Below are 20,282 nucleotides of genomic sequence, written 5' to 3' on the forward strand. Positions count from 1 at the left end.
AATCCTTATTTGATACCGAGTTTGTTGAGGCGCGTTGCCAGTACGTCTTGCGCCTGGGAAAGTGCGTCTTCACCCAGTAATTCCAGCGCGACCGGCGTCAGAGCAACGCTGGCCTTGGCGCTCCACTTGTCCGCCCAGGTGAGCAGTTGCGCCCGGTTGCTGTCGGATTCAGCCGCCGCCAGCTTAAGGATGCTATCGAGCCAGCGATTACGGTCTTTTTGCCATTCCTGCATAAATTCCAGCAACATGCTAACGTCGGGAACGTCCTGATCAGCCAGCCATTGATCCAGCTGGCGGTAATAGAGATCGCCAATCAGCGTGTCGATAATCAGGTTCTGGGCAATGACGAGCTCGAACCAGTCTTGCTGCACCAGGGTTTCTTCACACAGCGCACGCACACCTTGCCAACAGCCGTCGTTCATCCAAAATTGCTTCGCCTGCTCCAGCGCCGTGCCGGTATTGCCATCGAGAATCAGGCCAATACGGGAGAGGTACTGAGCAATCCCCAGCCGATCCATACCTTCGTACACCAGCGCTTGGGTGATGGTGGTGCCATAACCAACGGAAACACCGTACATATTGTTCAGGTTGGCAGCTTGTTCAACGTGACGCAGAGGCACGACCAGACGAATCAATTTCTCTTTAACGACGTCTGGCAAGCGCGCGGCAAAGTGGCGTTTTTCAAAAAAGCTGTAGTTGTTTTCAGCGTTTTCCTGCATTTTGCCGCGACTGCCGACGTAGGTGCCGTAATAGAACTGGCGCGGATCTTTCAGGCTGTACCAATCTTCCATCTGAATGGCAGTGCGGCGTGCATCATTGATCTCGAATTCTTCATTCCAGGCCGGTTTGTAGTGAAAGTTGGTCACCCCCTGAATATCGTAGGAAGCCTCCTGGTAACGACTGGCCGGTTTGTCGCCAAAGCGTTTGGCGATGGGTGTGAAGGTATTACGCACTGGCTCCAGTGTTGCTGTCTTGATTTCAACGCTCATAAATTATTCCCACCTGCTGGTTGTTATTGTTGGTTGGCACTGCTGTGTGAACGCCCTACCAGGGTGTCGTGGCCGTAGCGCCATTTGTCCATTTCTGCGTCAATTCCAGCCGCCTGCTGCTTGGTCATAGCGACCACCGAATTGGCCTGACAGAATATTTCAAATGCCTGCTGTGGCAGGATCAGCTCGACGAACAGGCTCGGGTCGTCAATTGCGAAATCGAATTCGACATAACGGCTGTTCGGTGCGCTTCTGACGCGGATATAGCGGGTGTGTGATTGGAGCGGGTCGCGGGACGACACCAGACTCAGACCGGCGGAAGAACCGGGCAAAGAAGATTCGGCGCTACTCATGATGTTCTCGTTATTGTTATTACGTCATCAGAGCTATAGCAGCCGCCGTGCCAGCTTTTAAAACCTTAAATAACTATTTGTTTTTAAAGGATTTTATAGAGAAATGATGGTTTTTTATGAAATATGCAAAGACGCGAACTGCGTAATATCAAACAGCGGTAAAAGCCGTGTTGCGGCCAGGTGTTTAAAAACAGACAGGTCATACCAGCTGCGAAGCGCGGGCCGGCACTGAGCCGGGCGTTGATGCCCGATTGGGTGGATAACGCAGACCCGGCAGCGACACAAAGCAGTACCAAATTCACGCTCATACGACGTACCTTTATGATGTCAGGGAGCAACCGGCAGTGTAACCACCAACATCCATACAGCCTCCGTCCCACAACCGGGAACATACCCGACGGTTAATGGAAAGATCTGCTTTCGCGGGGCTGACTGCCAGTCGGTGATCATATCCTGTTGATATAAACTCTGGCTTTATCTCGGTTCTTATCGCTATTTCTGCTTAAATATCGCCATCATCATCCTGCTCATACTATTGAGGTATATATGGAATTACGCCAACTGAAATACTACGAGGCGGTGGCCCGCTTGCTGAATTTCAGCAAGGCAGCAGAAGAGCTGCATATGGCACAGCCGCCACTGTCACGTCAGGTGCAGAACCTGGAAGAGGAGCTGGGAGTCACCCTGATTGATCGTTCCAGCCGCCCGCTGAAGCTGACGAACGCCGGGCAGTTTTTTTACGACCAGTCGGTGCAAGTACTGGCTCGGATTGCGGAAATCAAACGTGCGACTCATCATTTGGGGGCAGAAAAGAAACGCTGGATGGGCATAGGCTTTGTACCATCGGTGCTGTACAGCCATATTCCCAAAGCGATCCAACGCTTTATCAGTGACAACAGCAACATCGATATTTCGCTCTCTGAACTCACCTCAATGCAACAAACCGAAGCCTTGAAAAGTGGCCGCATTGACGTTGGCTTCGGGCGACTGCTGATCAGTGATGAATCCATCGACAGCATCCCCCTGACCAAAGACAAGCTGATCGTTGCGGCATCGTCCTCCAGCCGACTGGCAGCCTGGAACGATCTGTCGCTGCAACAAATCTGCGAGCAAAAGGTGATCCTTTACCCGTCTGCGCCGCGCCCCAGTTTTGCCGACCAGGTACTGAACCAGTTCAAGGCCCGAGGGCTGGAACTGAACGACATTTTTGAAACCAACAGTCTGCAAACAGCACTGGGGCTGGTTGCTGCGGGTATGGGCGTCACCATTATTCCTGAATCCGTGCGCCTGATGCAGCGGAATGACGTCTGCTATCTGTCCATCCGCGAAGAGGGGCTGGTTTCACCACTGGTCATGTCGATCCGTAAAAATGACAATTCAGACCACCTGCAACGCTTCCGCGCTTACCTCACCCTGCCCACATCCGAGCCATCAGCGCATTGAACGCAGGCGCGCCTGCAGCGGAATATCATCCTCCCCCTTGTTATCCACCACCAGTAATTCCAGCTGCCGATAACGATATTCCCACTGTCCCGACGCCAGTGGGGTTTTGCTGATATTCGGTACCGGGCCGGTCTGGAAATTAATCCGCCCGGCTATCGACTGATAATCGGTGCTCGCCAACGCCGCACGAATGCTTTCCAGTCGCCCCGGCCCATTGGAATGTTTCAGGGCATTCAGAGCCACCTCAAACAAAGCATGTTTAAAGCCCAGCGGCATCGTCCAGTTACGCCCGGTGCTTTTGGTATAGGCCTGCGCCAGCTCAAAAGCGGATTGCCCGGTCAGGCCGGAATAAAACGGAAAACCAGGACTCCACCAGACTTCCACACTGAGCCCGTTGGCATCACGCTTGAAAGGTAACAGCGACGACGGAAATTCGGATGCCTTGGCAACCGTGGTGATGTGCGGTTTGAAGTTCTGCTTTAATGCTTCCGTCCAGAAGCGCTGAAAAAATGGCGGCGGTAACACGCCCGAGACAATGTCGACCTCCTGCTCCCGGAACTGCCGGACAATCCCTTCAAAATCGACGGAATCGGCCTGAAAGCGACCGGGGTCAACGATCTCAAACCCGGCTTGGCGCAGCGCTGGCGGAAAGCCCATGCTCTCATCAGCCCATACCCGGCCATCGGCATCATCCGGCCACAACACACCAATCCGCCGGTTGGTCTCGATCTGTTGCCAAAGCGAGATATAGGACTCAATCACATCCTCCAGCCCCCAGAAAAAATGATACGTCCACTGGAAGCCTTGCTTCGGATCGCCACCCCGACCAAAAAAATAACTTTGCCAGGGGGCATCATTGGTCACACAGGGAACCCCCATGCGTTCACACATATCGGCCACCGGATTGGTGGTTTTCGGTGTCGAAGCTGCCAGTACAATATCCACCCGATCCCTGACAATCAGATCACGGGCTGCCTGTGCGGCAACATCGACACTCGACTGGCTGTCACGGTAAAGAATCTCGACCGGAAAACGCTCGGAGCCAACCGGAATCCCCGCCGCCGTTTGCTGCCGCACCTGCTCCATCACAAAAGCATCCGGTTCAGCAAATATTGCCAGCGGGCCAGTTTTCGGACTGATATAACCTATTTTGAAAGTTGGGCTATTGGCCGTCGCAAACGACGGTAATAGCAATCCAGCCAGCGCGGCAGAACCACCAGCGGCAATGAAGCGGCGGCGGGATAACGGGTCTTTTTTTATCATTATTATAATCCTGATCCTGTGGTCTGGCGCATGCTGATCACTGCCGATCAGCTCCGATGCACCTTGTTCCCTGTATACCGAACCGGAACCGATTCGAACACCGCAATCCATGACAGCAGCAACCGGATCGGCTGGTAACCCCGATGACCGCTATACTCCTGCATCCAGGAATATAACTTCTCGTTTATGCAACCGGAGCTGTCAGAGCAAGTGTTTATCCCATTCGTGGTGCCAAACCCAACACCGGCCATGATTATCAGTTGGCTCTGCTCTCGACACCAAGCGTGTCGGTTATGCTGGAAACCGGAACTCAATACCACCCTTACGAAGATATTTATCCGTAAATCATCCAGCTCTGCCGTGAATTCAACACGATGACGAAAGGACTCTGTTTACAGGTCGTCACACATCGCCAGATACAACGAGCAGAACGGGCGAATGCCGGGCTATGCCCGACACCCTCCCCCGGAACTGTGATCAATACTCAATCAACAGCTCTTCATCACGGGCAATCAGCTGACAAGCCAGCCGCCAGACGGTTGGCAGATCGTCAACCCGCATGGTATCAACATCGTCTTTGCTGATTTTCCCCAGCTCCGTCAATGCGGATACTTCTTTATCGGTCAGCGGGCCAGCCATACGAGGCTTGCTGCCCAGTGGCGTGACCTTGATCAGGCAAGTGCCACAGTTGCCGTCTTCGCAGTTGAAGTCGATGGGGATCTTGTTTTCCCTGGCAATTTTCAACACGGATTCCGTGTGACTGCCTGCCGTAGCGTATACGGTCTTGTCTTTATACGATGGGTTGCTGAAGGTCAGAATAGCCATATCAGGCTCCTTGATAATTATCTGTGAGTAAAACGAAAAGCGTCTGTGCTGTGGTATCAGGCCGGGCTGACAATAACGTCACCCAGAACCTGAGCCTGACAGGCCAGTCGATGGTGTTTACCCGCAGCGTTGTCGCGCAGGATCTTGTCTTCAATAACGGACGGTGTGGACAAGTTATCCCAGCCTTCCTCGACCTTCATAAGGCAGGTACCGCAGTCGCCTTCGCGACAGCCATACACAATACCTGAGCCGACTTTGTCTGAGATTTCGATCACGCGTACACCAATGGGTACGGTTACGGTGATATCAATGTCCTTGAATGTAATTTGAGCTTTAGCCACGGTTGGTTTCCTTGAATGGAAGGAGTAATCATCGGTCTGACGCCACTGGACGAAACACCGATCCTCTTTTTCTGCGCGGGGAACCCAGCCTTATTGCCTCGGATGTTTTGTTACGCATAGCCAGCAGCCAGGCGCCAACAAACGGATCCGGGCAGCGATTGCATCCAGAGGCAAAATGCATCGCCATTATCGTTATCAGGGCTGTTCAAAAATCAGACTGCAATTGCCAGACCATGGCAAAGGATCTTTCTAATCAATTGATATAAAAAGATTTTTTAAAGGAAGGAGTGATAACTGTCGGTAATGCGACAATAATAATGTCGTCTTTGTCAGTTCCTGAGCCGAAACTGATTGCTACCGATTTTTTGTCGGAAACCAGACATAAGGGGGCATCTATTTAATCCTGGTGACACGGCAGAGGACAGCGCCTCTGCCCTACTGTGGTTTAACGGAATCGTTCATCTGAACGCTTGGCGCTGATGTCTGCATCACTGGCCTGCAACCAGCCAGAGCGACTGTCTTTGACTGCATCAAATTTGGCGATGTACGGTTTGATATCCAGCAAGGGGGTACCATCCAGTATATCCACCCCCTCAACAGACAGTCGGTTACCCTCAATTCCGGTTAACTTCACAATCGACATACCCATATGATTGGGCCGTAGTGGCGAGCGGGTAGCAAAGACCCCTCTTGCTTGCTTGTCCATAAAAGGCGTGACCAGCAGTTCGGTGCGGCTGGCCTGATGAAAACTGTAAAAAAGATAGATATGGCTAAAGCCTTCAAGGTCGCGTAATCCGTCCTGGTATTGTTTGTCGATGATGACGTACCCGGCAATGTCAGCGGCCCCTTTTGGTTGGATAGGCATGCCGTCAATGGATGTGTGGGGGGAATGTATTACGCCAATCGGGTTTATTACGTGCATGTGTAGCGACCTCCTGTTGATTGATGCCAAGTACTTGCCATCAGGAACCATCAATTGAATCCCGCACAACGCTCGGCTCCCTGCTTCGCTCTCCGTCCTGCATCCATGCCGTCGTGCGCGGGTGCTGCGGGACGTCAGGACAAGACGGCAAACACCACAAAATAGTGAGTCCTTTTACGTTCGGCAACACAACATAAGGCATTGTGACGTGATTCCCAATGGCCGCGCAAGGTGCAGAATTCGTCCTGACCGGTCAACCAGACCGCCATTACGGCAGCAGTTGCAGCGCAGCCTTGAGGCGTTTCTGCTCCGTCGTGGTGAAGTGTTCTGTGCGATAACGTGCCAGTGCCTGTTCACCCTGTTGCCCTGACAGTTGCCCAGACAGTTGCCCAGACAAAGTCGCGTAGTCTTGCAATCGTTGTTGCCAGAGCTGCCGTTGCTGATCCAGTACTGCCAGCCGTTGTGCGGCTTGCTCGCCAAACTGGGCACTGCGCCATTGCTGCAACGTATCACTGTCGGCACCTTGCCGGGCCAGTTGCTGTTCACCCTGTTGCAAGGTAATCAGGCGGCGACTCTGGCTTCTGGCTTGTTGCAGTTCTGGTGCCAGCTGCTGTTCGAGGGCTTGTAACTGTTGCTCCAGCACCATGGTTGAGTTGCTATCGTCCTCCGTGTTGGTGTGGGCGTTGGCGTTGGTGTTGGTGTTGGCGGCCTGGCGTAACGCCTGCTGCGCCAGAAAACGCTGATCGAGAATGTCGTCCTGAGCGAAAAAGGCCTGGCTGACCGCTGCCGTGAACCATTGCAGACGTAGCCGTTCGGTCCAGTCGAGACGCTGTTGCAGTGCCTCCAGATCGCCACTGGTCAGACTGCGGCCGGTGCGATCATCGTAGCTGGCCAGCTGATTGCGATAACCGAGATAAGCATCCAGCAGCGCCAACGCCTCGGTGCGACCAGGATTCGGCAGTTGATTCATGCGCTCAGTGATTAATTCCAGCACCTGTTCAAGGCTTAATTCACCTTGCACCGATAACCAGCTGTCGAGCCAATAACGTAATTGCCGGTCAATAATCAGCTGATTGGCACCGTTGACGTGCAAGCGACCGTCCGGTGCCGCACCACGAAAGGTGGCCAGCCCCAAAGCAACCGCGTCGGGCAATATTTCGCGACGAGTGCTGGTCTGCAGCGGTGCCGCCGATGATGAAGGCACAGCCATACCGGAAACGGAGTCAGCGGCGGCAACTGCCGCCGCTGACTGAACCCGTACTGTCTCCGGCGACCAGGCACCCGACCCCGCTAACCACCACACACCGACCAGCAGCAGCGCAGCAAATATTCCCCATGCTGCGACTATTGGGTGGCGCAGTCGGTATAGAAAGGGCCGTTGTGACGGAGAGTTAGAACCTGGTTCAGCCATGGTTTACAGTCCAGCTTGCTGCAGACGATGCGCATGGGTACGGAATACCGTCAACGGATCCGTTTCGGTCAGGTGATGAATCCCCAGGGTCTGGTTGATTTCGTCGAGATGGTTCATGGCAAAATCATCCCGTATCACCATCCCCAGGTGCGCCGCACAGGCACCGACCAGACCATCGTTGGCAACACCGGCATCAAAAAACAGCGCTGCCGTGGTAGTCACCACTTCCAACGGATCAAGAATATTGGTCAACGGCGCAGCACCGGCCCAGGAGTAATAACGCACACCGTTAAACTCGTAGTCCCCCTCACCGCATTCGGTCAGTGGAATACCGCCTGGATGCTGCAGGTTAAAGGCCACCGAGTCTGCGGTGGTCATCGAAGCCAGCGAAGCAATCACATCCTGCTCGTAACCGCCACCGGACAACACATCAATCGCGACAGCCAGTGCCGTTCCCAATGACGCTGCAACTCCAGACAGGGCGCTGCCACCCTCAACCCAATCATTCATACCATCGGCAACCGGAGTGCCCTTGTTGACCCCGGAGATCGACGTCACCGATGCCACCAGGTCGGGCCGTACCGATGCCACATAGCGGGTGGTCGGGCCACCATGGCTGTGACCGATCAGGTTCACCTTATCGGCGCCGGTCAACGCCAGTATCTGTTCAACCTCGGCAATCAATTGCTCTCCCCGCACCTCGGGGGAGTTGGAGTTGGCCACTGACGTCAGATACACCTGAGCGCCATCCGCCTGCAGGGTTTCAGGAACCTTGTACCAGTAATCCACCCCCAGCAGGGAATCAAAGCCGAACAGGCCATGAGCCAGCACAATCGGGTAACGGGTCGCGGTATAACCACCGGATGACTGATCTGACATCGCCCATCCCATGGCGGGCGATAACAGCAACAGACACATCAGGGTACGCGTGAACGAGCCGGTTTTGCGTTGTAAACAGGACATCAACATCTGGTATTCCTCGGATTATTATTGTTGAGGATTAGGGAACGTTCTCAATGATTAAACCGAGCCTGCTGAGAGCCAGTTGGCTTCAGAACAAGGCATGAGGAGCGTGGTTTAGCGAGCTAAACAAGTGACGAATAACGCCGTACTGGAAGTTACTGGCCTCAGCCCGAAGGGTCAGGGTCAATATCCCGCCATGCGGTGTTATTGGACTTGAAAAGGACTCGCCATTCTCGGCGTCCAACGCCTTGCCTGGCGGAATCTTTCCTCCTGACAGGCTGTGGCAAATCATTGAGAACGCCTTAAGTACGTTATCTCACTGGTGCATGTACCCGGAGTCTGCCGGGCCAGCACCGATCGGAAGTGTACGTATTCAGTGTCCTGTCGATAGGTCACAAAGTGACAAAAAGGCATTACCATAGTGCCTTAAAGGCAACAGTCTCGATTAGTCCTGACCAAACAGAACAGCAGTAAAGCAGCAGAACCCGCCGAATTATTCGATCACCAGATCCCGTCCAGCCAACACAAGCGCCAGGCGAGCTGCGCGGGTGCGCATAAAGCGGCGAATGTCATTGAGAAAGGGGCTGGAAGTCATTGATCACTCCTTGATCTGATCTGTATGCATATCCAGTATAATTGAAAGTTTGCCCAAATCAATGCGCGCTTTTTCAGAAGCCTTGCGCGCTTTCCCGGACGTTGTTATCGTTAAGGCATTGATACACGGAAAGTTGTTGCGCAGGTTTACAGATTAATGCGCAAGGCACAAAGGAGTTAATGCGCATGCTCGTTTTCACAGAATGGACTGATCTGGATAATGGATTTTACTTCCTATTATTCAAGTAGTTACGGTGATTTCCCAGGAACCGACTTGCCCAGAAACCGCGCATGCGCACTAATAAACTGTTAGAAGTATTGAGATATGAGTGAAATTGAATTTTTGTGTTTTAATCAAGTGAATCCAGAAGACTTCATGGCAGTCGTCAATGAGGATTCTCTGAGAACACATTTAATCGATCATCCATATTTTGATGCAGCCAGCCTTCAAGAGTGGATGGGAGATAAAATTAAAGTGGATGCGATAGAGGGTTGTCGTATTCGGGCAGTTTATATAGGTGGGGTTTTAGCTGGTTGGTGTGGAATTCAGCCAGATGATAATGGTTTTGAATTAGCTGTTGTTATCTCACAAAAATTCTGGGGTTTTGGCATTCCAATTTTTAAAGTGCTCATGTGTTGGGCTAATGAGTTAGGGCATAAAGAAATACTATTTCATTTACTCGAAAGTAGGCCTGAGTACAAGGCACTAAATAAAATGGCCACTAAAGTTCATAAAACAGAACAATTAGGTCGGTATTTTACAACTTACCATATTCCAGTAGGTAAATAATGAGCGAAAAAACTTCTAACAAGGCGCTGTTGTCGCCCTACGGGCTGGGACTCGCTACACTACGTTTCGCTCACCCCAAAGCACGGCGTTAGGTGCCAATGTGTATAGTGCAGTTTTGTGAATAAGAAGAATAAATCACTATTGAAAAAACCGAAAAAGATTCCTGACTTCGATGAGGAAAAATCAGGGGTTGGTAATATACTGCTTCCAACAGTGATTGGCGGATTCTTGGGTAATTTAATAGCTCCAGGAGTTGGAGGCATGGTTCTAGGTAGCCTCGCCGGAGGAACTTTCGGAACAATATCAAATAAGGGGAAGAATATGGCAAAGACACCTGTCTTTTATAGCTTTCATTTCGATAATGATGTGATGAGAGTCCAGCAAATAAGAAACATTGGAAGTATTGAAGGGAATGCTCCTACAACTCCAAACGAATGGGAAACACTCAAACGAACAGGTAAGAAGGCAGTTGAAAACTGGATAGATCAAAACATGAAATACAAGCGCTGTATTATTGTTTTAATCGGAAGCGACACCGCTGGAAGGCCATGGGTAGAGCATGAAATTATAAAGGCATGGAATGATGGTAAAGCTCTATTGGGCATCTATATCCACAATCTAAAGTGCCCTAGAAATGGTACCTGTAGAAAAGGTAGGAATCCTTTTGACTTGATTAAGTTTGATGATGGTAGAAAGTTATCAAGCGTTGTGCCTTGCTACGACCCTAACTCTCTAAGTGCCTATAACGATATTTCAAATAACATTGCAAGCTGGATAAATCACGCAATAGAAAATAAGGCGAACTAAATGTCAGATGAACCGTTAGACATTAATCCTGATGCAGCATCCATTCAAACACATTTAGGTATACTCCAGAATGTAATACAGCGTATGGCCTCTAATAGCTCCGCTAGCAAAGCATGGTGCGTAACATTAGTCTCCGCGATTCTGGTTATTGTAGCTGACAAAGGTAAACCCGATTATGCATATATTGCATTGCTTCCGGCCTTTGTGTTCGCCGCATTGGACGCTTACTATCTTGCCCTAGAAAAAGCATTTAGAAACTCATACAACGACTTTATCTCAAAGCTTCACAACAAGACACTTGCTGAAAAAGATCTGTATTCAGTATTACCGGAAGGTAACATGTCTAGCTTACAATGGATGTCTTTAAAATCTTTTTCCGTCTGGGGTTTTTATCTTTCTTTAATCGTTTTAATTTTTATCACAAAATCTATAGCGATCGGATAATTATTAGGAGTAAAACGTGGCTGTTGATTTTGCAACATTTAGTGATTTAAAGAGATTTACAAGCAACTTAACACTCAATGAACAAACTGTACTGAAATCTACCGCGTCTACAAAGAGCGCAAAAGATACATTCTTGTCTCATTCCTCTAAAGATGCTGAGTATCTGCCGGGTGTTATTAAACTATTAGCAAATCACGGGGCATCAGTATATTGTGATTTGGACGATGACAGAATGCCCGGTGAACCAAACCCGGAAACAGCCGAATTAATAAAAGGACAGATAAAGAGTAGTAGCCGTCTAGTACTGTTTGTAACAACAAATAGTAAAGATTCAAAATGGGTTCCTTGGGAACTTGGGATAGGAGATTGCAGTCTTTCAGCTAATAATGTTGCACTATTGCCTGCATCTCAAAATAGTTACGACCAATCATGGGCCAAGCAAGAATATCTTGGGCTTTATCGACATATCGTTCATGGAAATATGAAAGGTGAGTCAAAGCCACTTTGGATGGTTTACGACTATCGAAATAACACGGCCACTAAGTTGAGTGAATGGTGCAGATAGATTGCCCCGCACCTAACAAATTGCTGCACGCGGACACATACTGCTACGCTCGTTTTTGTGTGTCGCTGCGCTCCAGTTTACACAAAAACGCTCTCCGCAGTATGTGCCGATGAGCAAAGCGTTAGGCTGCCATTGAGAGAATCATAGACCAAGGAAATACGATGCTAAAAATTGAAGATTTAAATCTAGGATTCAGTGATGCAGAAAACTACAAGCGAAGGGAGAATAAGGAACTTCTAAATCATCTATTTCTTAGGACATCCTCTTTGGAAAAGCTGTGTTCGCCTTCCACTACGTTCTTGGTGGGTGAAAAAGGAACTGGAAAAACAGCATATGCCGTTTATATGTCCAACAATTCGTACGGTGATAATCTATCATCGTTGCGATACATAAGAGAAACGGAATATCAAAAATTCATAACGCTTAAAAATGAAAAACACTTAGACCTTTCAGATTACAGTTCCATCTGGAAGGTAATTATATATTTACTTTTGTCAGAGCAAATATATCAGCATGAAGGCAAAGACGGATTATTCAAACGGTTTAGCAAGTTTCAAGCCCTCCATGATGCGATTCAAGAATATTATCTCCATGCATTCTCCCCAGAGATCATTCATGCTTTGCAATTTGTTCGAGAATCCAAGCTCGTTGCGGAGTTGCTTTCAAAGCATGCAAAGGCCAAGGGCGAACAAACAGAAACTATCGCCTTTAGTGAATCTCGATTTCAAACCAATTTGCTATACATACAGAAGAATTTTGAGCAGGCCATTAGTTCACTAAAACTCGATAAAAGTCACATTATTTTTATTGATGGAATAGACATTAGGCCGTCAACAATTCCATTTGATGAGTATCTAGATTGCATTAAGGGGTTAGCGAATGCGGTATGGGAGATTAATAATGATTTTTTTCCAAGTATCAGAGATTCAAAGGGAAGACTGAGGGCCGTCCTCTTAGTACGTCCCGATATTTTTGCGTTATTGGGCCTCCAGAATCAGAACACAAAGATACGGGATAACGCCGCTTTGCTAGACTGGAGCACTGCTTATAAAGAACATCGTTCTAGTGATTTATTCTCAGTATCGGATCAAATATTGAAACATCAGCAAGAGGAAGCGAAAAAATTAGATGTTGGCGACTCATGGGATTACTATTTCCCGTTTGATACACCAAATTTGATGACACAATTTGAAAAGCCATCTTCCTTTGTTAGCTTTTTAAGATTCGCTCTATATCGACCCAGAGATATAGTTACAATGCTTTCAATGCTGCAAGAAACATTCGTAAGAACATCAAAAGATAAGAATAGGTCATTTTCGCAAGACGACTTCGAGCAAAGTTCGTTTAGGCGTAATTACGCTGACTATTTGCTCGGAGAGGTAAAAGATCAGTTGGCTTTTTACTATGGTGATGACGAATACGAAAACTTCCTTAAGTTTTTTGAGTTTTTGGATGGGAAAAATAAATTTACCTATGATGAGTACATTAAAGCGTATGCTAATCATCAAAAATATTTAAATCAAATTGATGATAAAACACCAAGATTTATGTCTACTGCTCCTGACTTTCTTCAGTTTCTCTATGATCTAAATGTGATATGTTTTATAGAGAGAACCGAAGAAGGAAAGCCTCATATTCATTGGTGCTTTAGAGATAGAACCTACTCAAATATCTCACCAAAAGTAAAGTTGAGGGAAACTTATGAAATTTTTTACGGCATGTCAAAAGCGTTAAATACTGGCAAGAAGCTTTCTCGTGGAAAGGCCTAACAAAGCACTGCTAGGGACAAACCTACGCTGCGCTTCGGTTTGCCCCAGAGTGCGGCGTTAGCTACCACGAACAAAGTTATGCACAACATTCTGTACATGTGCTTATTTTCAAACTACACTTGTGCGACATACTGTACAAGTGAGGTGCAAAATGAGAATTGTCTCTTTTACTGAAGCCCGAAATGGCCTAAAAGCCGTCTTGGACAATGTTATTAACGATGCGGATACTACTGTAATTACTCGTCGTGACTCTGAAGATGCTGTTGTAATGTCATTGGATTACTACAATAGTCTTATGGAAACTGTACATTTACTTCGCTCACCAGCGAACGCTGAACACTTAAATCGTTCAATTGCGCAGTTTAAAACGGGTAAAACGACTCAGCGAGATCTTATTGATGAGTAACAGGTTATTGTCATGGACTGATGAAGCCTGGAACAGTTACGTTTATTGGCAGACTCAAGACAAGAAAACCTTAAAACGCATTAATAAATTAATTACCGATGTTCAGCGTTCACCATTTGATGGAATTGGGAAACCGGAAGCCCTTAAAGAAAACCTTTCAGGCTTCTGGTCTCGCAGAATAGATGATACCAATCGTTTAGTATACGCCGTGGATGATACGGCAATTACTGTTATCTCGTGTCGTTACCATTATTAGTTGGTGGCAGCTAACAAATAAATGTTTGGGACACAAACGCGCGGGCTCTGCTTCGCAGTATAGCCCATGCGTTTGTGCCGCCAAATTAGGGCGTTAGGTGTCACGAGGAAGTTTTAGCATTTATGATCCAAACTCTTGAAATTGAATTGTTTGAAGGAGTTTATTTTGACCAATCATGGTCGTGTACCCTAGAAATTCCAGTTGATCACAGTTTAGAGGAGTTGCATCTCGCCATTCAGAATGCAGTCGACTTTGAAAATGATCACTTATATGAATTTGTAGTCGGCAATAGTCCTAGATCTCACTCTTCAATCAATTTTGACTGTCAGAGCGACGAAATCTACGAAACCAGTGTCGAGAAATTATTGGAAGGCTCCAAAGGAAAGAAGGTTTTTTACTATTTTGACTTCGGCGATAGTTGGTTATTTCAACTCAAAAAGAGTAGAAAGAAGCCTGTTAAGGAAAATCCGGATACTTTTTATCCTAGAGTCGTCAGTGAAAACGGTAAAAAGCCTATTCAGTATCCTGACTGGGATGAAATGTAGAGTGCCACCTAACACGTGGGCTCAGTCGCTTCGCTCCAAATTTTAGCCCACGAGTTATTGCCCCTAAGCGGGGTGTTATGGGTTTTAGAGGTGCTGATCCACATCCATACTGTTGTGGAGGATTCGAATCACAACGATCTTGGATTCCATGCCAGCTCGGTAAAAGATGATATGGCTGCCCTGACTGAACTTTTTGTACCTGGCCTTTATTTCATCCGCATCGCGGCCTATTTCAGGTTGGCGAGCAAGCAGCTTGAAGGCAGCATCAAGCTGCTTGAGGTATTTGTCGCGTTGCCGCTTTCCCCATTTTTCAGCGGTAAAGCGGCCAATATCAATAAGGTCTTTTCGAGCGGCGGCGGTGAGTAGATATGAGCGCATTAGTGGGCTTCGTTATCCAGCTCAGCAATAACGTTTTCAAGGGAGTAGTCCGCTATACCGCTTTGCTCGCCTTCATCCAACAGGCGCCGGAGCCTTTCAAGCTTGCTTTCCGTTTCTTCAAGCAGGCGCAGCCCGGCACGCACCACCTCGCTCGCCGAGCCGTAGCGGCCATTTTCAACCTGTGTGGCTATAAACTCGTCAAAGTGGGGGCCAAGTGTAATACTGGTGTTTCTAGCCATGGGGTGCCTCCTGTACCAAATATTGGTATACTCTGCCAAAACACCCATAACAAGGCAAGGCAGGCCGACGCGATAAAGCCGCGCGGCTGTTTGGGCATTAAAAGTCTAAAATTACATCTTGCCGGGCCCCCCATGACGGTATATTTTCTATACCTATGTATTCTTTTGAATTTGACCCAAAGAAGAGTGAATCTAACCAGAAAAAGCATGGGATTGACTTTTTTCAAGCCCAAGCCATCTGGCAAGACACTGATTTTATTAAAGTTATGGCTAAATCAGAGGATGAGCCAAGGGCTTTGGTGGTCGGCATGATCGACGGGAAGCATTGATCTGCCATTATTACTTACCGTAAAGACAAGATTCGGATTATCTCCGTCAGGCGATCCCGGGAATCTGAGGTGGTACTCTATGAAAGCTAAATCACTGGATAAGAAGTTCGACGATAACCAATCGGATATCGTCGATGAACTCGATCTATCAACAATTAAGCGTCCCAATCAAACTCAGAAGAGAGTCAACGTAGACTTTCCTACCTGGATGATTGAATCCCTTGATAAAGAAGCAACACGTCTTGGCGTTACTCGCCAATCCATTATCAAGATATGGCTTGCTGAACGTTTGGAGCAATCAACTTTTAACAAGTCAAGCAACCGGACGCAGTAAACTGCACCGTTTCTTTGGACGTTATACATTCGAAGGTGCGTAAGGAGAGCATATGAGAACAGGGTTGGTTATTTACGCTTCATCAATTGGTCGATTAGCCGAATTCTATTCTCACGTCTTCGGGCTTGATGTCGTCGAAAGTGACAGTTCATATATGTTACTGGTTGATGGAGATTTTGAGCTGGTGTTACTTGAAACGGAGATTTCTAAAACGGCGCTTAATTCACATGAGGTCAGAGAGAATACGCCGCTAAAGCCAACATTCTTTGTCGATATTCGCCTCGAACTAATTGGGGGAAAAGTCAAAGAAAAAGGTGGCACTATATATCCGCCAAAAAGCTGGGAGTTTGGTGGCCGTCAAGTATGTGATGCCTGTGACTGTGAGGGTAACCTTTTCCAGTTGAGGGTTGGGAAAAATGCATAATCGGGTAGCCGAGGGTCTCTAACCCTCAGCCCCCACAACACCCCGCATGCGGATCCAGACAGGGCGTTTCACTGAGAATGGTGAAGTTTAATCCAACCATCGCCTGAACAGCAAGATTCTTCACGCAAGCGACGCAGACTGACGCAGTCACTCCCAACAATGGCCATTCTCTGGATCAAACAGGAAGTGACCATGAAAAAAACCAGCCCATCCTTCGTCTATCGCGCCAGCTGCTCACAATGTCGCTGGCACAGTCTGTATAACTCTCTGAGCGAGATACCCGAATTTTGCCCGGACTGTCATGCCTATGCGCTGTACGTTGATCAGCAAGACACACTATCGGCCCACCTGCAGACCGATACATTCACTCAATCAGCCGGTCTGTTTGCTGTCAAAAAAGCACAACATACCCTGCATTTATTTGGCGTTATACTCGCCAGGCTGGATAGAGCCTAAGACCCATAAGGATATGAACCATGTCTAACGATTACTCCACCTTCGCACGTCGCATGGAAATGCTGCGTATGATCCCGGAAGAACCGTCTCCGCCAGTCAGTACCCGCGCCATCTGGGAAAAACTCAATCCCCATTTCCCTTGCCACAAGCGCACCGTTGAACGAGACCTGGTTGAGCTGTCGCAGCATTACGCCTACTACTGCAGTGAACAGGGCAGAGGCCAGACATGGCGTTTTCTGAAAGGTCGCAAGGAACTTGCTCCGACCAGTACGGCAGTGATTGCATTGGGCTACCTTCAGGCGCGGCCCTATTTGCAGCAAGTATTACCAGCCGAGGTCTATCAGGGCATAGAGCCCCAGTTTGCTGAAGCGGAAGCCGTACTCCAGCGCCACGGCAGCCACCTGAGTGCCTGGCCTGAACGAGTTCGGGTACTCCCCGGATTAAAACAATTGCAGAAACCGGCATTTAATCATCAGGTTTGGGTGACACTGACCCAGGCGCTGCTGCTCGGCAAACAATTCACGGCCCTCTACGCCAAACGCACCGCAGATCACCCGAAAACCCTGCGATTCTCGCCACTGGGGCTGGTGAGCAAGGGTAATGTTCACTACCTTATTGCGACGGCGAACGACTACACCAACCCGGTCATTTTTGCATTACACCGAATCTCGAATGCCGAGCTGTCAGACGACAGCATCGACGAGCATATTCACTTCAATATTGATGAGTACATCGCTAATTTTGGCTGGACACCCGCCGGAGAGATCACCCTCAAGGCAGACATTGCTCCGGCTATCGCCCAACGGCTTGAAGAAACCCCACTCGGTGATGAACAGAAGATTACCCCGCTTGATGGCAGCGACTGGTATCAGCTGGAAGCCAGAGTACCCGACGATCAGGAGACCAAGTGGTGGGTATACGGTCTGAATCATCATATTCGGGTCACCGCACCGCCACATTGGGTGGATGAATTCAGGGAGAACTCATACAAGATGATGGCCTTGTATCAGCAATAAACGACGGCATAACGTCCCTGAATAGCATCGAGAAAAGAGGCATCCTTGCCCTGCATCCTTGCCCTGCATCCTTGCTTAACATCCTTGTGCCGCCCTGATACCAACGTCCTGTTCCGTTTGAAGGGGCAATCCTGCTCCCTCAGGCAATATCGGGGCTACAAGCGACATATCTGTCGGGTAACCGGTGAGTTGCAACCCAGTTGCCCAAATAACTGCGTTTAAAAAGCCAGCTTGGCGAACAGATGCAAGCGGCTCAATTTGAGGTCTTCGCTAAAGGTATTGCCCTCTGCTTTTTTCTTGGTAGCCCTGATCAACTCAACGCCATACTTCAATGGCTGGTAGGCGTTATAGATCAGGTTCAGGTGCATCGAAGAGAAGTCACCCATGTCGTTGCCATCAATTTCAGAGGTGGTTTTGGCCAGCCGCAACGTAGAACGGAATGCCGGGGAAAACACGTGTTGATAGGCCACTTTAACGCCGGTCTGCCTCGATAGCTCCAGGCTGTCGCCGCTGAAATCGTAGGCCGCCACATCACCAAAGTTCATGTAACCACCCAGGCCGGAACCCGAGATCAGCGCAAACTTGAGATTATCGCCCGCCATATTGATACGACCGGAGAATCGTCCGGCAATCGCCGTAGCACTGTCGTCTTTGGTGCCATCATCGACATTGATTTTCTGCACCAACACACCGGCGGAAAGATGGCCGAAACGGGTTTTGGCGGTGTACTTGGCAACCAGATCCGGGACGTTCGGATCTTCCGAGTTCACCGGCTGTTCAGCAGCCAGTTCCAGGGTGTCATCCCCCATTGGGATGGCGTATTTCACCAGCGATTTACGTGAAAAAATACGCGCAGCAGGGCCACCAAAGTCGGCGGTTTCTGCCAGTGCTCCCAGATCCATAAAGGTACTCCAGGTGCGGCCAATGGTGAGATTATCCTGCTGCAGGTAGGCATGGCGCAGGTTAAATACCCGCGCCGTGCCGGAGAAGAAGTCACCCTCAATCACGGCTTTCAGGTTACCGGCGGGGGTTCCGGTGCTGGAGTGGACAAACTTGAGGCGGGATTCCAGTGACGACATGTTCAGGTCACCCTCTTCGTCTTCCGCTTCGTTTTCATTCAGGGTGATCAGTGACTGTCCACGGGTATGGGTTGCAGAGCCGTCGTTCTCGGCATCAAACAGAATATCGGTTTTGACATAACCACTGAAGCTGTTGCTGCTTTCAATCTCGGCCTGAGCCATGGCCGATGCTGCCATTACCGCTGCCGCCAAAACCGTGATCGAGAACCATCCTGCATTATTGTTATTGTGCATGGTATTTCCTGCCGTTAGTTGTTTTGTGCTTGTTATTTTCCATTTGCAGATATTGGTCGTTCTGGCCATGCCAGCGCCACAAATGATCAAAAAACTATATCCAAGGGTTCCCGACGGGTATCCCGTAAAATAGTAGGGAGCAAAAAACCGGATATGTTATTGATTATAAAATCGGCAATAAAAAATCCCGACGGCTACCAAAGCACTAGTCAGCCGCCTATTTTGATTGTTTTTATTATTAATAAAAAAAACACTGACAATGAATTCGTTAAGGTTATTAATAATATTAAAAGCCCTGCTATAGTCGTCCTGCTATAGTCTCCCTTCTATAGTCGCCCTACTTTAGTAGGAATATGAGTGCTTTCTTCCCGGAAAGGCTTGCCTGACCCAGAAAGCCGGGAGTAGATTCACGGAGATAATTATAAAAACCGGGATAATGTATGTACCAGGTTCTGATCGCTGACGATCACCCACTCTTCCGCCGCGCACTGAGTGATGCCTTGGCTGAAACCGGCATGCCCTGCTCCAGCAGTGAATGTGAGGACTTTAATCAGGTACTGCAGACGGTTGGGCAACAAGCCACCGACCTGTTATTGCTCGACCTGCGTATGCCGGGTAATACCGGACTGATGGGGTTAATGCGACTGCGGGCCGAGTTTCCGCATCTGGCCATTGTGGTTGTCAGTGCCAGTGAAGACCGGCTGGTGATTGAAAATGTTCGCCAGCTGGGAGCACTGGGTTATATCCAGAAGTCGACCACGATTGAAGGTATCAGTCAGGCGCTGGCGCAGGTGATGGAAGGCAAGCTGAGTTTTCCTGAATTTACCGATCAGCCCAACAACGATATGACGGCCCGTCTGGGCCAGATGACCCCCCAGCAACTGCGGGTGTTGCAGTTGATTGCCGAGGGGGCGCTGAACAAGCAAATTGGCTACACGCTGAACATCAAGGAAACCACGGTCAAATCCCATATCAGCGATATTTTCCGCAAGCTGAACATCAATAATCGCACCCAGGCGGCACTGATTGTGCAGCAGCTGGATATTCCGGACTGAGGCGTTCGTCGCGAGGGAAAGACTGGTTTGAGCGATGTTTGCGCAAATTTGA

The 20,282-nt window shown here is 48.9% G+C and carries 26 protein-coding genes; 15 read left to right on the top strand and 11 right to left on the bottom strand.

Annotation, left to right across the window (positions count from 1 at the left end):
- Nucleotides 1-5: 5 nt before the first annotated feature.
- Both SOJ49_RS17540 and SOJ49_RS17545 read right to left on the bottom strand, forming a co-directional pair.
- Entirely contained in the window at nt 6-989 is a 984-nt protein-coding gene (locus SOJ49_RS17540; protein WP_369855775.1) for an aromatic/alkene monooxygenase hydroxylase subunit beta, read from the bottom strand.
- Nucleotides 990-1,012: 23 nt separating this feature from the next.
- Complete coding sequence (locus tag SOJ49_RS17545) at nt 1,013-1,342, bottom strand: phenol hydroxylase subunit (protein ID WP_369855776.1); 330 nt, start codon at nt 1,340-1,342, stop codon at nt 1,013-1,015.
- Nucleotides 1,343-1,888: 546 nt separating this feature from the next.
- On the opposite strand from SOJ49_RS17545, the gene SOJ49_RS17550 reads away from it, so the two are divergent.
- Nucleotides 1,889-2,785, top strand: a complete 897-nt coding sequence (locus SOJ49_RS17550) for a LysR family transcriptional regulator (RefSeq protein ID WP_369855777.1) — start codon at nt 1,889-1,891, stop codon at nt 2,783-2,785.
- Here the strand turns inward: SOJ49_RS17550 and SOJ49_RS17555 are convergent.
- The 6 genes from SOJ49_RS17555 to SOJ49_RS17580 form a co-directional block, all read right to left on the bottom strand.
- Nucleotides 2,774-4,048 (bottom strand): ABC transporter substrate-binding protein, encoded by a 1,275-nt coding sequence (locus SOJ49_RS17555; protein ID WP_369855778.1) that lies wholly within the window; start codon nt 4,046-4,048, stop codon nt 2,774-2,776. The two genes, SOJ49_RS17550 and SOJ49_RS17555, sit on opposite strands and share 12 nt — an antisense overlap.
- Nucleotides 4,049-4,525: 477 nt before the next feature.
- Nucleotides 4,526-4,873: a 2Fe-2S iron-sulfur cluster-binding protein gene (locus SOJ49_RS17560; protein WP_369855779.1), complete on the bottom strand. Its 348-nt coding sequence runs from the start codon at nt 4,871-4,873 to the stop codon at nt 4,526-4,528.
- A gap of 56 nt (nt 4,874-4,929) precedes the next feature.
- The gene (locus tag SOJ49_RS17565; RefSeq protein WP_369855780.1) at nt 4,930-5,214 is read right to left on the bottom strand and encodes a 2Fe-2S iron-sulfur cluster-binding protein; all 285 of its coding nucleotides are present in this window, start codon (nt 5,212-5,214) and stop codon (nt 4,930-4,932) included.
- A 445-nt stretch (nt 5,215-5,659) separates the two neighbouring features.
- Nucleotides 5,660-6,136: a tRNA (N6-threonylcarbamoyladenosine(37)-N6)-methyltransferase TrmO gene (gene tsaA, locus SOJ49_RS17570; RefSeq protein WP_369855781.1), complete on the bottom strand. Its 477-nt coding sequence runs from the start codon at nt 6,134-6,136 to the stop codon at nt 5,660-5,662.
- Between the two features lie 268 nt (nt 6,137-6,404).
- On the bottom strand, nt 6,405-7,547 hold the full coding sequence (locus tag SOJ49_RS17575; protein WP_369855782.1) for a lipase secretion chaperone: 1,143 nt from the start codon (nt 7,545-7,547) through the stop codon (nt 6,405-6,407).
- A gap of 3 nt (nt 7,548-7,550) precedes the next feature.
- Nucleotides 7,551-8,516 (bottom strand): lipase family alpha/beta hydrolase, encoded by a 966-nt coding sequence (locus tag SOJ49_RS17580; RefSeq protein WP_369855783.1) that lies wholly within the window; start codon nt 8,514-8,516, stop codon nt 7,551-7,553.
- Nucleotides 8,517-9,429: 913 nt separating this feature from the next.
- Between SOJ49_RS17580 and SOJ49_RS17585 the strand changes: the two genes are divergently transcribed.
- The 8 genes from SOJ49_RS17585 (at nt 9,430) to SOJ49_RS17620 (ending at nt 14,686) form a co-directional block, all read left to right on the top strand.
- Nucleotides 9,430-9,894 (top strand): hypothetical protein, encoded by a 465-nt coding sequence (locus SOJ49_RS17585; protein WP_062383255.1) that lies wholly within the window; start codon nt 9,430-9,432, stop codon nt 9,892-9,894.
- A gap of 117 nt (nt 9,895-10,011) precedes the next feature.
- A complete protein-coding gene (locus SOJ49_RS17590; protein WP_369855784.1) occupies nt 10,012-10,701 on the top strand; it encodes a TIR domain-containing protein in 690 nt (229 codons plus the stop codon).
- On the top strand, nt 10,702-11,145 hold the full coding sequence (locus SOJ49_RS17595) for a hypothetical protein (protein WP_369855785.1): 444 nt from the start codon (nt 10,702-10,704) through the stop codon (nt 11,143-11,145).
- Nucleotides 11,146-11,161: 16 nt separating this feature from the next.
- Nucleotides 11,162-11,710, top strand: a complete 549-nt coding sequence (locus SOJ49_RS17600) for a toll/interleukin-1 receptor domain-containing protein (RefSeq protein ID WP_369855786.1) — start codon at nt 11,162-11,164, stop codon at nt 11,708-11,710.
- 161 nt (nt 11,711-11,871) lie between these two features.
- Nucleotides 11,872-13,479 (top strand): P-loop ATPase, Sll1717 family, encoded by a 1,608-nt coding sequence (locus SOJ49_RS17605; RefSeq protein WP_369855787.1) that lies wholly within the window; start codon nt 11,872-11,874, stop codon nt 13,477-13,479.
- 151 nt (nt 13,480-13,630) lie between these two features.
- Nucleotides 13,631-13,885: a type II toxin-antitoxin system Phd/YefM family antitoxin gene (locus SOJ49_RS17610; RefSeq protein WP_369855788.1), complete on the top strand. Its 255-nt coding sequence runs from the start codon at nt 13,631-13,633 to the stop codon at nt 13,883-13,885.
- Nucleotides 13,878-14,141 carry a Txe/YoeB family addiction module toxin gene (locus SOJ49_RS17615; RefSeq protein WP_369855789.1) on the top strand — a complete coding sequence of 88 codons (264 nt, stop codon included), beginning with the start codon at nt 13,878-13,880 and terminating at the stop codon, nt 14,139-14,141. Before SOJ49_RS17610 ends, SOJ49_RS17615 begins: the two co-directional genes overlap by 8 nt.
- A gap of 122 nt (nt 14,142-14,263) precedes the next feature.
- Entirely contained in the window at nt 14,264-14,686 is a 423-nt protein-coding gene (locus tag SOJ49_RS17620) for a hypothetical protein (RefSeq protein ID WP_369855790.1), read from the top strand.
- An 84-nt stretch (nt 14,687-14,770) separates the two neighbouring features.
- Here the strand turns inward: SOJ49_RS17620 and SOJ49_RS17625 are convergent, their stop codons facing one another.
- Nucleotides 14,771-15,064 (bottom strand): type II toxin-antitoxin system RelE/ParE family toxin, encoded by a 294-nt coding sequence (locus tag SOJ49_RS17625; protein WP_369855791.1) that lies wholly within the window; start codon nt 15,062-15,064, stop codon nt 14,771-14,773.
- Nucleotides 15,064-15,303 (bottom strand): type II toxin-antitoxin system ParD family antitoxin, encoded by a 240-nt coding sequence (locus tag SOJ49_RS17630; RefSeq protein ID WP_369855792.1) that lies wholly within the window; start codon nt 15,301-15,303, stop codon nt 15,064-15,066. The genes SOJ49_RS17625 and SOJ49_RS17630 overlap by 1 nt, the downstream gene beginning before the upstream one ends.
- Nucleotides 15,304-15,458: 155 nt before the next feature.
- Between SOJ49_RS17630 and SOJ49_RS17635 the strand changes: the two genes are divergently transcribed.
- The 5 genes from SOJ49_RS17635 (at nt 15,459) to SOJ49_RS17655 (ending at nt 17,862) form a co-directional block, all read left to right on the top strand.
- Complete coding sequence (locus SOJ49_RS17635; protein WP_369855793.1) at nt 15,459-15,632, top strand: BrnT family toxin; 174 nt, start codon at nt 15,459-15,461, stop codon at nt 15,630-15,632.
- Between the two features lie 79 nt (nt 15,633-15,711).
- A complete protein-coding gene (gene brnA / locus SOJ49_RS17640; protein WP_369855794.1) occupies nt 15,712-15,966 on the top strand; it encodes a type II toxin-antitoxin system BrnA family antitoxin in 255 nt (84 codons plus the stop codon).
- A 52-nt stretch (nt 15,967-16,018) separates the two neighbouring features.
- Nucleotides 16,019-16,390: a VOC family protein gene (locus tag SOJ49_RS17645; protein ID WP_369855795.1), complete on the top strand. Its 372-nt coding sequence runs from the start codon at nt 16,019-16,021 to the stop codon at nt 16,388-16,390.
- Nucleotides 16,391-16,582: 192 nt separating this feature from the next.
- Nucleotides 16,583-16,846: a hypothetical protein gene (locus tag SOJ49_RS17650; RefSeq protein ID WP_369855796.1), complete on the top strand. Its 264-nt coding sequence runs from the start codon at nt 16,583-16,585 to the stop codon at nt 16,844-16,846.
- Nucleotides 16,847-16,866: 20 nt separating this feature from the next.
- Nucleotides 16,867-17,862 carry a helix-turn-helix transcriptional regulator gene (locus tag SOJ49_RS17655; protein ID WP_369855797.1) on the top strand — a complete coding sequence of 332 codons (996 nt, stop codon included), beginning with the start codon at nt 16,867-16,869 and terminating at the stop codon, nt 17,860-17,862.
- A gap of 218 nt (nt 17,863-18,080) precedes the next feature.
- Here SOJ49_RS17655 and SOJ49_RS17660 read toward each other — a convergent pair whose 3' ends face one another.
- Nucleotides 18,081-19,175, bottom strand: coding sequence for a DcaP family trimeric outer membrane transporter (locus SOJ49_RS17660; RefSeq protein WP_369855798.1), 1,095 nt, complete (start codon nt 19,173-19,175; stop codon nt 18,081-18,083).
- Between the two features lie 440 nt (nt 19,176-19,615).
- Between SOJ49_RS17660 and SOJ49_RS17665 the strand changes: the two genes are divergently transcribed.
- Nucleotides 19,616-20,230, top strand: coding sequence for a response regulator (locus SOJ49_RS17665; RefSeq protein WP_369855799.1), 615 nt, complete (start codon nt 19,616-19,618; stop codon nt 20,228-20,230).
- The last annotated feature ends 52 nt before the right edge of the window (nt 20,231-20,282 follow it).

The sequence above is a fragment of the Candidatus Thalassolituus haligoni genome (assembly GCF_041222825.1).
Classification (GTDB): domain Bacteria; phylum Pseudomonadota; class Gammaproteobacteria; order Pseudomonadales; family Oceanobacteraceae; genus Oceanobacter; species Oceanobacter antarcticus.